The organism is Klebsiella sp. OBRC7 (assembly GCF_000293135.1).
Classification (GTDB): Bacteria; Pseudomonadota; Gammaproteobacteria; order Enterobacterales; family Enterobacteriaceae; genus Klebsiella; species Klebsiella michiganensis.
On sequence record NZ_ALNJ01000024.1, the window covers coordinates 140,548 to 153,785 of the forward strand.

Below are 13,238 nucleotides of genomic sequence, written 5' to 3' on the forward strand. Positions count from 1 at the left end.
TTTTTTATTCAATTCAGCGTCATGGCATAACAGCGTAACGCCGCGCCGCCGCGCTGCGTTACCTGGCATAATTAATGCTTATCTCTTACCGGGATTACCTCAAAGTGAGTACAACCGGAGGAGACGGCCATGATAAAAATAACGCTTCCTGACGGGCATTATTATGATGAGATGCTTACCGCACAGGGAGAGCAGCGTCAGCACTATAACGCCTGGTGGCAATGGTTTCGCAGTACCGATCAATTCTCTATCCGGCAGAAGAAAGAGCAGGCGGAGCTGCTCTTTCACCGCATCGGCATCACCTTTAACGTCTACGGCGAGGATGAGGGCACCGAACGACTGATCCCTTTCGACAGCGTGCCGCGTATTATTCCCGCCGGCGAGTGGCAGCGGATTGACCGCGGCATCCGCCAGCGGGTGAAAGCGCTCAACGCTTTTCTTTACGATATCTACCACGATCAAAATATCCTTCGCGCGGGGCTGATCCCGGCCGAACAGGTGCTGGCGAACGAACAGTATCAACCCTGTATGCAGGGGATAAATTTACCCAATAACACCTACGCCCATATCACCGGGGTCGATATGGTGCGCAACAGCGACGGCCAGTATTACGTGCTGGAGGATAATCTGCGCACCCCCTCCGGCGTCTCCTATATGCTGGAAAACCGCAAAATGATGATGCGGCTGTATCCCGAAATGTTCGAACAGCACCATATTGCGCCGGTAGAACGCTACCCCAGCTATCTGCTGCAAACGCTGCGCGAAAGCTCGCCGGTGGACGATCCGTGCGTGGTGGTGATGACCCCGGGGCGGTTTAACAGCGCCTATTTTGAACACAGCTTTTTGGCCCAGCAGATGGGCGTTGAGCTGGTGGAAAGCGCGGATCTGTTTATTAAAACCGGGGCGGTGTACATGCGCACCACCGAAGGACCGCGGCGCGTGGACGTCATTTACCGGCGTATCGACGACGCATACCTTGACCCGCTGGCCTTCAAGGCCGACTCCATGCTTGGCGTTCCGGGCCTGCTGTCGGTGTATCGCGCCGGGGGCGTGGTGCTGGCCAACGCCATCGGTACCGGCGTTGCCGACGATAAATCGATCTACCCCTTCGTGCCGGAGATGATCCGCTTCTACCTGGGCGAGCAGCCGATCCTGAGCAATATTCCCACCTGGCAGTGCCGTAAAGCGGAGGATCTTAGCTACGTGCTGAGCAATCTTGAACTGATGGTGGTGAAGGAGGTTCACGGCGCGGGCGGCTACGGCATGCTGGTTGGCCCGCGCTCGACCAAAGAGGAGCGCGACGCGTTTCGCCATCGCCTGCTGGCGAATCCGGCCAACTATATCGCCCAGGACACCCTGGCGCTGTCGACCTGCCCAACCTTTGTCGATGAGGGGCTGGCGCCGCGCCATATCGATTTACGTCCCTTCGTGCTCTCCGGCCAGGAGATCCGCCTGGTTCCCGGCGGCCTGACCCGGGTGGCGCTAACCGAAGGCTCGCTGGTGGTGAACTCGTCGCAGGGCGGCGGCACCAAGGATACCTGGGTGATGGAGGATGATGAATCATGTTAAGCCGCACAGCGAGTGAACTCTTCTGGATGGCGCGCTACCTTGAGCGCGCGGAAAGCTATGCCCGGGTGCTGGACGTGACCTGGAAGCTGTCGATGATACCCCGCCACAGCCAGCAGTCGCGGGATTTAGCCTTGCCGCTGAATCTGTCGCTGACCCATGAGCTGTTTCAGGCGCGCCACGCGCGTTTCACCATGAGCAACCTGCTTAATTTTTTCGCGCTCGACGGCAACAACCCGTACAGCATTTTCAGCTGCGTCGAGATGGCGTGGAACAACGCCCACGCGGTGCGCGGCAGCCTGTCGGCGGAGGTGTGGGAAAGCATCAATGCCACGCGCATTGAGCTGCGAAAGCTGCGTCAGCAGGGGATCGGCGAGCTGGGCAACGACGCTTTCTTTGAGTGGGTAAAAGAGCGGGTACATCTGTTTCGCGGAGCGATCCTCGGCACGCTGCTGCGTAACGACGCCCTGAGCTTTATCGGGATCGGGACGCTGATCGAGCGGGCATCCGCCACCGCGCAGCTGCTGTTGATTAAGGATCAGCAGTTGAACAGCGATCCCGATCCGGTACGCGAGTACTACCGTCTGGATACGCTACTTAATGCGGTCAGCGCCCGCGAGGCCTACAACAGCATTTACCGCCAGCCGGTCAGCCGCGAAACGGTGATGGAGCTGCTGATCCTGCGCAACGATGTGCCGAGATCGCTGAGAGCGAGTATTTCCGACCTCGTCGGGCAGCTGGAACAGATTGCCAACGACCGCTCGCACCTGCCGCTACGCCTGGCACACCAGCTCAACGTCGACCTGCGTTTCAGCACCCGCGACGATCTGGCGCAGGCCGATTTACAGGTCACCCTTAATGCACTGCTGGCGCGGATTAACGCGCTTTCCGACAGCATCAGACAAACCTATCTGGAGGCGTTATGAAACTGGTTATCGATCACCTGACCCGCTACGGCTACGATGAAGAAGTGAAGTTTTCGACCCAGTATCTGCGCCTGACGCCGCGCAGCAGCGGTCGGCAGAAGATTACCGCCTGGACATTAACCCTGCCGGACGGTTCCGCCGTCGCCACCACCGACGCGTGGGGCAACGTATTGCACGTGCTGACGCTGGATAATCCGCATAAAGAGATAACCATTCGCGCCAGCGGGATCGTCGATATCGCGGAAGAGGGGGACGATATCGGTGCGGAGCCGCAGGAGCTGCTGTCGCCGCTGGTTTTCTTGCGCTGTACGCCGCTTACCCGCGCCGACGGCCCGATCCGCGAATTCGCTCAGCGCTGGTATCAGCCGGAGGCGCAGGAGGAGAGCCTGAACCGGTTAATGGCCGAGCTGCTGCTGAGAATGCCCTATTCGCCGGGAGCCACCCAGGTGCAGGACTCCGCCGCCGATGCTTTTGCGCGCGCGAAAGGGGTTTGCCAGGATCACACCCACGTGTTTCTCGCCTGCTGCCGGGCGCTGGCGATCCCGGCGCGCTACGTCAGCGGCTACGTTTACAGCGATAACGCCGAGCATGTCGCCATGCACGCCTGGGCCGAAGTGTGGCTCAACGAGCGCTGGCAGTCGTTTGATATCACCAATAACACGCGCAGCCTGAATCAACATTTGCGGCTGGCGACCGGGCTGGACTATCTTGATGCGTGCCCGGTTCGCGGCACCCGCCTCGGCGGCGGGGGAGAAATCATGTTAACTAACGCTGAAGTGCGCGAGCATTCGCAGCAGGCGCAGCAGCAATAACGGCAGGAACGAAAAACGATGACCTACTGTGTGGCCATGTGTTTGTCAGATGGACTGGTATTTGCCTCAGACTCCCGCACCAACGCGGGAGTGGACCATATTGCAACGTTTAAAAAACTGCACGTTTTCCATCAGGATGGCGAACGGGTCATGGTGCTGCAGTCGGCGGGCAACCTGGCCACCACGCAAAGCGTGATTAGCCTGCTCAGCGCCCGCATTCGTACCCAGCAGGAGCCCAATCTCATGCAGGTGACCTCGTTATACGACGCGGCGATGCTGATCGGTAAAACCTTGCAGGAAGTGATTCAGCGCGACAGCAGTAATCAGCAGAACTGCGGCAATACCAACTTCAACTGCAACCTGCTGCTCGGTGGGCAGATCGCCGGGGAAACGCACAGGCTGTTTCATATCTACCCGGAAGGCAACTTTATCGAAGCCACGCGCGACACGCCCTATTTCCAGATTGGCGAGAGCAAATACGGCAAGCCAATCATCGACCGGGTTCTGACCATCGATACTCCGCTGGAGCAGGCGATGTGCTGCGCGCTGATCTCGATCGACTCCACCCTGCGCAGCAATCTTTCTGTGGGGTTGCCGCTGGACACCCTGCTGTACCGCAGCGGTAGCCTGAGCAGCGCCGAACAGCATCGGATCACCGAAAACGATCCCTATTTCAATACCATTCGCAAAGCGTGGTCCGAGGGGCTGCAAAGCACCTTTCTCAAGCTGCCGCCGTTTACGCCGGGCGGCCAGAATCAAGCGGAAAAATAACGCCCCGGGGTCATGCCGGTCATGGTGCGGAAAAAGTAGATAAAAGCGCTATCGCTGGCGAAGTCGAGCGCCTGTGCCGTATCGGTGATGCGCTCCCCGGTTGCCAGCATCTCGACCGCTTTCATTAATCGCCACTGTTGACGCCACTGCTGGTAGGACATTCCGGTATCGCGGCGAAACAGTCGGCTGATGGTTTTTTCGCTGGCGCCGCAGCGGGCAGCGAGCGCCCCAAGCGGCGGCGGCAGTGCGTCGCCGCAAATCATCGCCAGCCGTTTATCCTGCGGCAGCGCGAGCATCATCGGCTCCCGCGCGGCGGCGCGAATTTCCGCCTGGCACAGGGCGGCGAGATGCCGCGCCGGCTCGGCATCCCAGTCGGTATCCCAGGGGCTGGCGCTGATGCGCTCTAATAGCTCGCGCAGCAGCGGCACCACGTTGAGTATCGCCGACTGCGTTGGCAGCTGAGGGTAACGCTGCGGCTGAAACCAGACGGAACGATAGTCGACAATGTTTTTCATCTCTGCGCGATGGCTGACCTGGGCGGGGATCCACGCCGCGCGCCCCGGCGGAAGCAGGCACAGAAGGGCGCCACCGTCGAGCGTTAAACGCACGCATCCCTGACGGGTAAACAGGATCTGCGCCATCTTATGCCGGTGGCTGCCGGAGTCGTGGTTACCGAGCGCCGACTGCACGCCAATCAGGCTACTTTTCAACGCATCAGGATCGAATGCCGCGTCAGCGTCAAGCCAGGCCATAATGTCTGATTTCCGATATTTAAAGTCATTATGTTTATAATGTTCGATAAACGGCTTCCCTACAATAGCGCCTCTTGTTAATCAGGAGGTGGATATGTTGGGACGTGCCGCGCTGGTGCTGGTGACCGCGCTACTGATGTTTCCGCAAATAGCGGAAACGATTTATAGCCCGGCGCTGACCGATATCAGCGCCCAATTTTCCGTGAGCGCGCCGCAGGCGGCGCAAACCCTCTCCGTCTACTTTATCGGTTTTGCCGTCGGCGTTTTGCTGTGGGGCGGATTCAGCGATCGCTACGGCCGGCGTCCGGCGCTGCTGGCGGGGTTAGGGGTTTACGCATTGGGATGCCTGATGGCGCTGTGGGTGACGGATTTTTCGCTGCTGCTGGCGGCGCGGATCGTCACGGCCGCTGGCGCGGCAACCGGTTCAGTGGTGACGCAGACGGTCCTGCGGGACTGCTATAGTGGGCGGCAGCTGGCGGGGATTTTTTCGTTTATTGGCCTGGCGCTGGCGGTGAGCCCGGCCGTCGGAGTCTATATCGGCGGCGGGTTGACCGCCATCTGGGGGATGCGCGGCGTCTTCAGCGCGCTGGCGCTTCTGGCCGCCGCGCTCCTGCTGGGCTGCCTGGCATTGATGCCGGAAACGCGTCCGCAAAACCTCAGGAGAGGGCCGTTTCTTCACGTGCTGCGGCGGATGATGGGCGATACGCGTATCGCCCTGGCGGCAATCCTGGTGGCGGCATTTAACGTCAGCCTGTTCAGCTATTACAGCCTGGCCCCGTTTCTGTTCGCCCGATTCGATCTTGATGCCCTCACCTTTGGCTACAGCGGCATGGCGCTTGCGGCCGGTTCGCTGCTCGGCGCGCTGCTTAACCACCGGCTGCTGCGTCAGCATGTCCCGCTGGGGCGGATACTCGCCATCGCCTGCATTCTGCACTTCGTCGGCGGCGTCGCGGTGTACGTGCTGCGGGAATCAATCTGGTTTGTGGCGCCGGTGGCGCTGGTCACCCTTGCCTGGGCCATGGCGATCCCGCTGGTGCTGGGGTCGGCGCTGAGCGCCTACGGCGACTGTCGGGGCACCGCCGGCGCCTTTTTCGGCCTGTTTTATTATGTGCTGATTGGCGCCGGTCTGCTGGCGGCCGGGTGGGGGCAATCGCTGGGAACGTCGCTGCTGGTTTGCGCAGGCGTGAGCATGCTCGCCGGGTGGCGATATATCATCGTGCTCAACGAGGGCTAAGGTGATTTTCTGGCAAAGCTAAGCGATTTAACTTCTTTGTTATTTAATGCGTTATCTCACATCTTCGGAGGATCAAACGATAACGCGAAAGGCAGTGGCAGATGACCACTGCCCGGAGTCTAGAGCAGGAAATAGCTGAAGGATGAAAAGGCTACCATACCTACGATCACGGTGGCGAAAAGACTGCGCGTGACCAGCCCAACAAGCGTCGCGGCAAGAGCGGCCAGCGCTGAAATACTGATACCAGACGAGGTTAATACCGGCTTGCCAACCAGTTCTGCCGTCACAATAGCCGCCATAATGGCAGACGGAATAAAGCTAAGCCATTGCTGCTGAGCTGATGGCAGACGAAAGCGTGAAAGGAGAAGAATCGGCGCCGTACGCATGAGTGCGGTTACCAGCGCTGAAGCAAGAATAGCCAGGATAATATTGCGATCCATTTTATTTCCCCTCTTTGTTACTGAACAGATACAACCCAGCGGTAGCCAGCGTTGCCGCTACAGAGGCTGCGGCGATAACGACGAGACTCATATCGATATGTCCGGAGGTAAATAGCGTGATGAGTACCGCGATACTAATGCTGAACATTTCCAGCATTTTGCGCTGGCTGGCAAACCACAGGGCCAAAACCAGGCCGATGAACATCGACACCAGACTAAAGCTCAATCCTTCCATCAACGATGATGGAAGCGCTGAGGCTAATATGGCGCCTGACACGCAGGCGAGGATCCAGTTTAGCCATGCAGTCAGATTGAGTCCGAGCATCCATGGGTAAGTGATAATGTTTTTCCCTCCACCATGTTGTACCGCTACGCCGAAGGTTTCATCCGTCAGCAGCAGTCCGCTGATGATTTTTTGCAGCACCGTGTAGGGACGAAAGAAGATGCTTATGGCTGAACTCATCAACAGATAGCGCAGGTTAACCAGCAGTATGCTTAACACAACGGATGCAATTTCTGCACCGGTCGCCCAAAGCGAATAAAACAGGAACTGCGCCGAACCTGCATACAGGGCGCTGGCCAGCAGCGCCGTTTGAAGAGTGGAAAAACCGGATAGTGTCCCGATAGCGCCGGCGGCGAAACCGATGCTCCAGTAACCGGGAATGGTGGGGAGACAAGCGATGACGCCCTCACGGAATTGCGCTGATGCCCCATTCTTTGCCGAAGTTTTGATTGTAATTAACATTGATGACTTCCATTTTATGCGTTGCTGAATGGTAATCTTAAGAATTGGCCAGGAGCGCGATAGTAAAATCCTGCGCATTTGCGCAACGATCACGATATATATGGGAAAGGTACAACGTGGGGAGATGAGATGCGTGACGATATCAAACTCTGGCGGGACAGCAAACTCCACGGTGGGATGGAGATCCTGCGAGCATCCTGCTATGAACATAGCTATCCCCCGCATTTCCACAATGAATATGTGATCGCTGCTTTTGCACGCGGCGCACAGCGTACCCGTATTTGCCGTGAACGAGGCGTTGCGGCTGCGGGTACGGTGATGGTCATCATGCCTGGCGAGGTGCATACCGGTGAAGCAGTGCAGCGCGATGAGGGGTGGGATTACTGCGCTATTTATCCCTCCGCAAGCCTGATTGACGAAGTCGCGGAAACGGTGATGGGTGGAAAGGGAGAAGTCAATTTCGGCGGTGAAGGAATGCGATACGATCCGCTTATGGCACGGAGCGTACTTAAGGCTTCCGCCGTGCTGGGCGCCAGCCGCGATTCGCTGGAAAAAGAGTGCACTCTCTATCAGGTGCTTAATCAACTAGTGGGGCGCTATGCTGAACGCAGCGTGCGCGGAGGGCGAAGACCCGCTGTGAGGGCTGATATTCGTCGGGCGATAGATTTTTTGCACTGCGCATATCCGCAGTCGCTGTCGGTCAAAGAGATCGCGACGGTCGCCGGGCTGAGCGAGTTTTATTTTATGCGCACTTTTCAGGCACAGACGGGGTTATCGGTGCATCAATATTTGACCCAACTGCGACTGGTCAGAGCAAAAGGATTATTAGCGAAAGGTGCAGGAGCTGCGCAGGTCGCAACGGAGGTCGGTTTTTATGACCAAAGTCATTTGATTAAGTACTTCCGCTTGCATTTTGGCACCACTCCGGGCCTCTTCGCCGCCGCGTCTATTTAAAACCCGCTGGGGCTTATCGCATCAATTCGCTCCCCGCTAACCGGATGCACGAAATGCAGTTCGCTGGCGTGCAGCATCAGGCGCGGCGCCTGTTCTGTTCCCGGAAGCAACAGACCGCCGTACAGATCGCAGCCCAGAATAGGGTGGCCAAGCCACTGGCAGTGAATACGCAGCTGGTGGGTGCGGCCAGTTTCCGGCGTCAGCTGGACCCGCGTCACCGGCACGCTACCTTGATAGCGCAGGCGCTCAGCCACCCGATAGCCCGAACGGGCTGGCTTGCCGCGGCGCGGGCAAATCGCCATCAGCGGAAACAGCGCCGGATCTTTGGCTATCGGGGCGTCAATGGTACCTTCGTCGTCCGCCAGATGCCCGCACAGCAGCGCGCTGTAGACTTTGCTCACCGCACGCTGGCTGAACTGCTGGCAGAGGGCGGCGTTGATGGCCTTGTTGCGCGCAATCACCATCAGTCCGGAGGTGCCGAAATCAAGACGATGCGCCAGAGTGCAGCCGGGAAACTGCCGTACCAGCCGATAATGTACCGAGTCGAGATTACGCGGATTTTTCCCCGACAGACTCAGCAGGCCTGAGGGTTTATCGATTAGCAGCAGATGGTCATCCTCGTAGAGGATGTCGATTTCAGCGTGGCACGGCGGGGCGATAAAGTTATCGATAATCGTAGACATCAGGCTGCACGGAGAGAGAGTGGAGGCGGATGATAGCGAATTTCCCGCCGCCATGCGAGTTATGCGGTCACGGTATTCATAGACTTAATATGCTGCCAGAAGCGCTCGGCTGACTGGTTGAGCCGCGCGCCGGAACGGTAAATATAGGCGCCGATCGGCAGCGACAGGCTCTCATCCATAATCGTCAGGCGGCCCTCCTCAAGCTCGCGCTTGATAGAGTACTGCGGCAGCCAGCCCACGCCGTCGCCGTTGAGGATCATGCGTTTTAACAGCTCGCTCATCGAGGAGACAAAGGTCAGCGAGAAGGTGATCTCCGGCTTGCGGTCGATCACCTGATTCACCTGGCGCCCCATATAGCTGTCGTTGGCGTATTTCATCAGCGGCAGCACCCCGCGGTGTAAATGAAAAAGCGGCCTGCCGTGTTTATCGCAGGGAGAAACGAGGTGCAGCGCCGAGTCAAAAATTTTGTGATTGATAAACGGATAGTTCATCAGCTCTTCATTATAAAACGACAGGATAAAATCACTTTTGCCTTCTTTCAGGTTGAACACCGCATCGTTGACGTTAATCGATTCAACATGAAAAGTTTTATTCTTTCGGTCGGTATAACCGGCGATGATTTCCGGAAGTAATAAAACGGAAAGTGACGGCGCCGCGTCGATTCTTATTTTCTGGGTGGTGTTGTTCAGCCCTTTAATTCGGCTAATCTGGAAGTCCATGTCGTCGAGCATATTTCGCGCATAGCCGACAAAAATCTTCCCGCGGTTGGTCAGCTGCAGCGGGTTTGCCGAACGATCGAAGATGCTGAAGCCCAGCGACGCCTCGAGCGCCTGGATGCGGCGGCTGAAGGAGGACTGGGAAATATTGCGGCTTTTTGCCGCCAGGGTAAAGCTTCTGGATTCCTCAAGGGCAATCACATCGTAAAGCCATTTTACTTCAAGATTCGCCAGCACCGATCCGTTCCTCTGCCCTGCAATAATAGCTATGCAATTTTAGCATGACGTATAGAAACTATGCAATTAACATAATTATCTACAGGTGTTAACATTTTTTGCAGAGTTAGCTTATGACTTATTCGTGCAAACGATATTTCTAAAGTTCAGGCGACACCCTACACGAGCACGATTTTACATCGCCGGCTCTGATCTGTTCATCCTGTTTATTTAATTTCACGATGGTTTTTTTATTAAAATAAATCCATCCGCTTAGCTGACAGGTTGAAATAGCCTAATAGCATCTTATCCAGCCAATAGTTTGTCAGGAGTGCCATGTCACGTATTGAATCAGTAAAAGACGCTCTTCTTTCGCTCGGTATTCAGGAGAGCAGCGAGCTGTTTTATAACCCCGATTACGACTTGCTGATTGCGCATGAAACCAGCCCGGAATTAACCGGCGCGGCGCGCGGCGTCATGACCGAGTCCGGGGCCGTTGCCGTGGATACCGGGATCTTTACCGGGCGCTCGCCGCGCGACAAATATATTGTCAGGGACGATCTGACGCGTGATACCGTCTGGTGGGCCGACTCCGGCCTTGGCCGCAACGACAATAAGCCGCTATCCACCGAGATATGGGCAGATCTGAAGGCGCTGGTCGCCGGACAGCTGAGCGGCAAGAAATTATATGTCGTTGATGCGTGGTGCGGCGCCAGCCCGGCAACGCGCCTGGGCGTCCGCTTCGTCACCGAGGTGGCCTGGCAGGCGCACTTTGTGAAAAACATGTTTATTGCGCCGAGCGCAGAGGAACTGGCTGAATTTACGCCGGACTTCGTTGTCCTCAACGGCGCCGGCTGCACCAACGATAAATGGCAAGAGCAGGGGCTTAACTCCGAAAACTTTGTCGCGTTTAACCTGAGCGAAAAAATTCAGCTGATCGGCGGCACCTGGTACGGCGGCGAGATGAAGAAAGGCCTCTTCTCGGTGATGAACTATCTGCTCCCGCAGCAGGGCATCGCCTCGATGCACTGCTCGGCGAACCGCGGCGAAGCGGGCGACGTGGCGCTGTTCTTCGGCCTTTCCGGCACCGGTAAGACCACGCTTTCCACCGATCCGCTGCGTCAGCTGATCGGCGATGACGAGCACGGCTGGGATGATGATGGCGTGTTCAACTTCGAAGGCGGTTGCTATGCCAAGACCATTAATCTTGACCCGCAGGCCGAGCCGGAAATCTATCGCGCGATTCGCCGTAACGCGCTGCTGGAAAACGTGGTGGTCAGAGCCGATGGCAGCGTGGATTACGCCGACGGCAGTAAGACTGAGAATACCCGCGTCTCTTATCCGTTATCGCATATTGAAAACATCGTGAAACCGGTGTCGCGCGCGGGCCATCCGTCGAAGGTGATTTTCCTCGCCGCCGATGCGTTTGGCGTGCTGCCGCCGGTATCCCGCCTGACGACCGATCAGATGCAGTATCACTTCCTGTCCGGTTTCACCTCGAAGCTGGCCGGCACCGAGCGCGGCATTACTCAACCGACGCCGACGTTTTCCGCCTGCTACGGCGCGGCGTTCTTGCTGCTGCACCCGACGCAGTACGCCAGCGTTCTGGCGGCCAAAATGGCGGAGGCCGGCGCTGAAGCCTGGCTGGTTAACACCGGCTGGAACGGCGAAGGCAAGCGTCTTTCGCTGCGTGATACGCGCAATATCATCAGCGCGATTTTAAACGGGACCACCGGCGAGCTGCGCGAAGAAACGGTACCGGTATTCGGTCTCGCTATCCCGCAAAGCGTGCCTGGCGTCGACAGCACGCTGCTCGACCCGCGTAGCGGCTGGCCTTCTGCCGACAAATGGCAGGAGAAGGCCGAGAGTCTGGCGCAACTGTTTATGGATAACTTTAAGCAATATAGCGATACCGATGCCGGCGCCCGGCTGGCGTTAGCCGGCCCAACGCTGGTCAAATCCGCCGTCTCCGCATAAGCTATTTTTTCAGCGTACAAGCCCGGGCAACCGCCCGGGTTTTTTACGTCAGCCCTCGCCGGGGGAGTGGCGCAGGAACTTGACTCTGCCTGGTTAGCGATTATAAATAAAGGGATGCAGGGCTAAGTATTGGGGCTAAATAATTTCATGACATCATTGTTATGCGAATTATCCTGGCAACCCTGCGGCGATGACTTCCCCGATACGCTGATATTAATAAATAAAGGAATGACTATGAAACTCTGGAGTAAAACGCTGATCGCTTCTGCCGTTTGCTTAATTCTCGCCGGCTGTGATGATTCATCAAAAGTTGATGCCAATCTGGATAAAGCTAAAGATAACGCGCAGCAAATTAAAGAGGCGGCGTCCGATAAAGCCGAAGCAATTAAGGATCAAGCCGATAAACACATCGACGCGATAAAAAAACAGGCGGCGGACGAGGCGAACAATCTCAGCAGCCAGGCCTCCAGCATCAAGGCGGAAGCGGATAAAAAAGCGGAGGCTATAGCCCAACAGGCGCAAGCCCAGGCTGATGCGGTTAAGCAGGATGCCCGACAGAAAAGCGACCAAATTGTCCAGGAAGCGGGAAAAATTAAAGACAGCGCGATTGTTGATGCCAATAACCTGGCCAACGATGCGGCGAATAAAACCAAAGAGATTAAAGAGAGCATCGCTCCCGCGAAAAGCGCTGACGATGCGGCTGCAACTCCCCAACAATAACTCTGTCATCATCACCACCTTTTACGACATTATCTTCAGACCTCAGGTTGGCTGAAGATAATGTTCGTAAAAGAGGCCCGCGAACTATCCCCGGCGTTATCGATGATTCACCCAGACGAGCTTTTCGACCGGGAAACCGAGTTCCCGCGCAATGCTGAGATACTCCTGCTTCACGGATTCCGGGATGGTCGGCGTGCGCGACAGGATCCATAAATAGCCGCGATCGGGACCGCTGACCAGTGCATACTGATACCGGCTATCCAGCGCGATCACGTTGTAGCCGCCGTAAAACGGGCCAAAGAAGGAGACTTTCAGCGCGGCGGTGGTCGGCGCGCCGGTGAAATACGCTTTACCTTCGCTCTCGCTCCATTTCTGTTTCCGCGGATCGTAACCGCGGTTGAGAACGCTGATTCCGCCGTCTTTCCGTTGACCGTAGGTCGCGGTAACCCGCTCCAGGCCCCGTTCAAAGCGATTTTCTAGCCGGGCAACCTCATACCATTTCCCCAGATAACGGCTTGCGTCAAAGTTATTTATCGGCTGGACGCCCTTGGGGGGCGTAGGGGATTTACAGGCGACGAGCGTTAATGCGATAGCCACACCCGTCAGAACTGGCCATATCTTCATGTGAATTCCTTTTTGAACGCGGTGGAACATAAGTATAGCGCAAGCGAGCGGGCCTTTATTCACACCCCAGGGATGCACCTTATATTCAGATAATTCTATCAC

The 13,238-nt window shown here is 56.9% G+C and carries 14 protein-coding genes; 8 read left to right on the forward strand and 6 right to left on the reverse strand.

From position 1 onward, the window contains the following. The first annotated feature begins 129 nt into the window (after positions 1 to 129). From HMPREF1144_RS05275 to HMPREF1144_RS05290, 4 genes are read left to right on the forward strand one after another with little or no spacing between them, the layout of a single operon-like run. Complete coding sequence (locus tag HMPREF1144_RS05275) at positions 130 to 1,569, forward strand: circularly permuted type 2 ATP-grasp protein (RefSeq protein ID WP_009652002.1); 1,440 nt, start codon at positions 130 to 132, stop codon at positions 1,567 to 1,569. Next, positions 1,563 to 2,492 carry an alpha-E domain-containing protein gene (locus tag HMPREF1144_RS05280; protein WP_004103215.1) on the forward strand — a complete coding sequence of 310 codons (930 nt, stop codon included), beginning with the start codon at positions 1,563 to 1,565 and terminating at the stop codon, positions 2,490 to 2,492. Before HMPREF1144_RS05275 ends, HMPREF1144_RS05280 begins: the two co-directional genes overlap by 7 nt. Beyond that, complete coding sequence (locus HMPREF1144_RS05285) at positions 2,489 to 3,304, forward strand: transglutaminase family protein (protein ID WP_004851963.1); 816 nt, start codon at positions 2,489 to 2,491, stop codon at positions 3,302 to 3,304. The genes HMPREF1144_RS05280 and HMPREF1144_RS05285 overlap by 4 nt, the downstream gene beginning before the upstream one ends. Before the next feature lie 18 nt (positions 3,305 to 3,322). Further along, positions 3,323 to 4,075 carry a proteasome-type protease gene (locus tag HMPREF1144_RS05290; RefSeq protein WP_004851961.1) on the forward strand — a complete coding sequence of 251 codons (753 nt, stop codon included), beginning with the start codon at positions 3,323 to 3,325 and terminating at the stop codon, positions 4,073 to 4,075. On the opposite strand, the gene HMPREF1144_RS05295 is transcribed toward HMPREF1144_RS05290, so the two are convergent. Further along, positions 4,060 to 4,827, reverse strand: a complete 768-nt coding sequence (locus HMPREF1144_RS05295; RefSeq protein ID WP_009652031.1) for an AraC family transcriptional regulator — start codon at positions 4,825 to 4,827, stop codon at positions 4,060 to 4,062. The genes HMPREF1144_RS05290 and HMPREF1144_RS05295 overlap by 16 nt on opposite strands. 94 nt (positions 4,828 to 4,921) lie before the next feature. On the opposite strand from HMPREF1144_RS05295, the gene HMPREF1144_RS05300 reads away from it, so the two are divergent. Next, complete coding sequence (locus HMPREF1144_RS05300) at positions 4,922 to 6,061, forward strand: Bcr/CflA family efflux MFS transporter (RefSeq protein WP_009651988.1); 1,140 nt, start codon at positions 4,922 to 4,924, stop codon at positions 6,059 to 6,061. A 119-nt stretch (positions 6,062 to 6,180) separates the two neighbouring features. Here HMPREF1144_RS05300 and HMPREF1144_RS05305 read toward each other — a convergent pair whose 3' ends face one another. Then, the gene (locus tag HMPREF1144_RS05305; RefSeq protein WP_004851955.1) at positions 6,181 to 6,501 is read right to left on the reverse strand and encodes an AzlD domain-containing protein; all 321 of its coding nucleotides are present in this window, start codon (positions 6,499 to 6,501) and stop codon (positions 6,181 to 6,183) included. A 1-nt stretch (position 6,502) separates the two neighbouring features. Next, positions 6,503 to 7,246 (reverse strand): AzlC family ABC transporter permease, encoded by a 744-nt coding sequence (locus HMPREF1144_RS05310; protein ID WP_004851952.1) that lies wholly within the window; start codon positions 7,244 to 7,246, stop codon positions 6,503 to 6,505. Between the two features lie 129 nt (positions 7,247 to 7,375). Here HMPREF1144_RS05310 and HMPREF1144_RS05315 point away from each other — a divergent pair, with 129 nt between their 5' ends. Next, positions 7,376 to 8,200, forward strand: a complete 825-nt coding sequence (locus HMPREF1144_RS05315) for an AraC family transcriptional regulator (RefSeq protein WP_004851951.1) — start codon at positions 7,376 to 7,378, stop codon at positions 8,198 to 8,200. Here the strand turns inward: HMPREF1144_RS05315 and HMPREF1144_RS05320 are convergent. Together HMPREF1144_RS05320 and HMPREF1144_RS05325 are read right to left on the reverse strand one after the other, a co-directional pair. Beyond that, positions 8,197 to 8,883, reverse strand: coding sequence for an RluA family pseudouridine synthase (locus tag HMPREF1144_RS05320; RefSeq protein ID WP_042927055.1), 687 nt, complete (start codon positions 8,881 to 8,883; stop codon positions 8,197 to 8,199). The two genes, HMPREF1144_RS05315 and HMPREF1144_RS05320, sit on opposite strands and share 4 nt — an antisense overlap. Positions 8,884 to 8,942: 59 nt before the next feature. Further along, complete coding sequence (locus HMPREF1144_RS05325; protein WP_004851947.1) at positions 8,943 to 9,836, reverse strand: LysR substrate-binding domain-containing protein; 894 nt, start codon at positions 9,834 to 9,836, stop codon at positions 8,943 to 8,945. A gap of 315 nt (positions 9,837 to 10,151) precedes the next feature. Between HMPREF1144_RS05325 and pckA the strand changes: the two genes are divergently transcribed. Continuing rightward, positions 10,152 to 11,792: a phosphoenolpyruvate carboxykinase (ATP) gene (pckA, locus tag HMPREF1144_RS05330; protein WP_009651996.1), complete on the forward strand. Its 1,641-nt coding sequence runs from the start codon at positions 10,152 to 10,154 to the stop codon at positions 11,790 to 11,792. Between the two features lie 234 nt (positions 11,793 to 12,026). Further along, positions 12,027 to 12,512 carry a hypothetical protein gene (locus tag HMPREF1144_RS05335; RefSeq protein ID WP_004851943.1) on the forward strand — a complete coding sequence of 162 codons (486 nt, stop codon included), beginning with the start codon at positions 12,027 to 12,029 and terminating at the stop codon, positions 12,510 to 12,512. 96 nt (positions 12,513 to 12,608) lie between these two features. Here HMPREF1144_RS05335 and HMPREF1144_RS05340 read toward each other — a convergent pair whose 3' ends face one another. Beyond that, the gene (locus HMPREF1144_RS05340; RefSeq protein ID WP_004851942.1) at positions 12,609 to 13,136 is read right to left on the reverse strand and encodes a lipocalin family protein; all 528 of its coding nucleotides are present in this window, start codon (positions 13,134 to 13,136) and stop codon (positions 12,609 to 12,611) included. Positions 13,137 to 13,238: the final 102 nt, after the last annotated feature.

Bases quoted from the DNA above. Each gene is read 5' to 3' on its own strand.
- HMPREF1144_RS05275 (WP_009652002.1), top strand. From the start codon at position 130: ATGATAAAAATAACGCTTCCTGACGGGCATTATTATGATGAGATGCTT.
- HMPREF1144_RS05280 (WP_004103215.1), top strand. From the start codon at position 1,563: ATGTTAAGCCGCACAGCGAGTGAACTCTTCTGGATGGCGCGCTACCTT.
- HMPREF1144_RS05285 (WP_004851963.1), top strand. From the start codon at position 2,489: ATGAAACTGGTTATCGATCACCTGACCCGCTACGGCTACGATGAAGAA.
- HMPREF1144_RS05290 (WP_004851961.1), top strand. From the start codon at position 3,323: ATGACCTACTGTGTGGCCATGTGTTTGTCAGATGGACTGGTATTTGCC.
- HMPREF1144_RS05295 (WP_009652031.1), bottom strand. From the start codon at position 4,827: ATGGCCTGGCTTGACGCTGACGCGGCATTCGATCCTGATGCGTTGAAA.
- HMPREF1144_RS05300 (WP_009651988.1), top strand. From the start codon at position 4,922: ATGTTGGGACGTGCCGCGCTGGTGCTGGTGACCGCGCTACTGATGTTT.
- HMPREF1144_RS05305 (WP_004851955.1), bottom strand. From the start codon at position 6,501: ATGGATCGCAATATTATCCTGGCTATTCTTGCTTCAGCGCTGGTAACC.
- HMPREF1144_RS05310 (WP_004851952.1), bottom strand. From the start codon at position 7,246: ATGTTAATTACAATCAAAACTTCGGCAAAGAATGGGGCATCAGCGCAA.
- HMPREF1144_RS05315 (WP_004851951.1), top strand. From the start codon at position 7,376: ATGCGTGACGATATCAAACTCTGGCGGGACAGCAAACTCCACGGTGGG.
- HMPREF1144_RS05320 (WP_042927055.1), bottom strand. From the start codon at position 8,883: ATGTCTACGATTATCGATAACTTTATCGCCCCGCCGTGCCACGCTGAA.
- pckA (WP_009651996.1), top strand. From the start codon at position 10,152: ATGTCACGTATTGAATCAGTAAAAGACGCTCTTCTTTCGCTCGGTATT.
- HMPREF1144_RS05335 (WP_004851943.1), top strand. From the start codon at position 12,027: ATGAAACTCTGGAGTAAAACGCTGATCGCTTCTGCCGTTTGCTTAATT.
- HMPREF1144_RS05340 (WP_004851942.1), bottom strand. From the start codon at position 13,136: ATGAAGATATGGCCAGTTCTGACGGGTGTGGCTATCGCATTAACGCTC.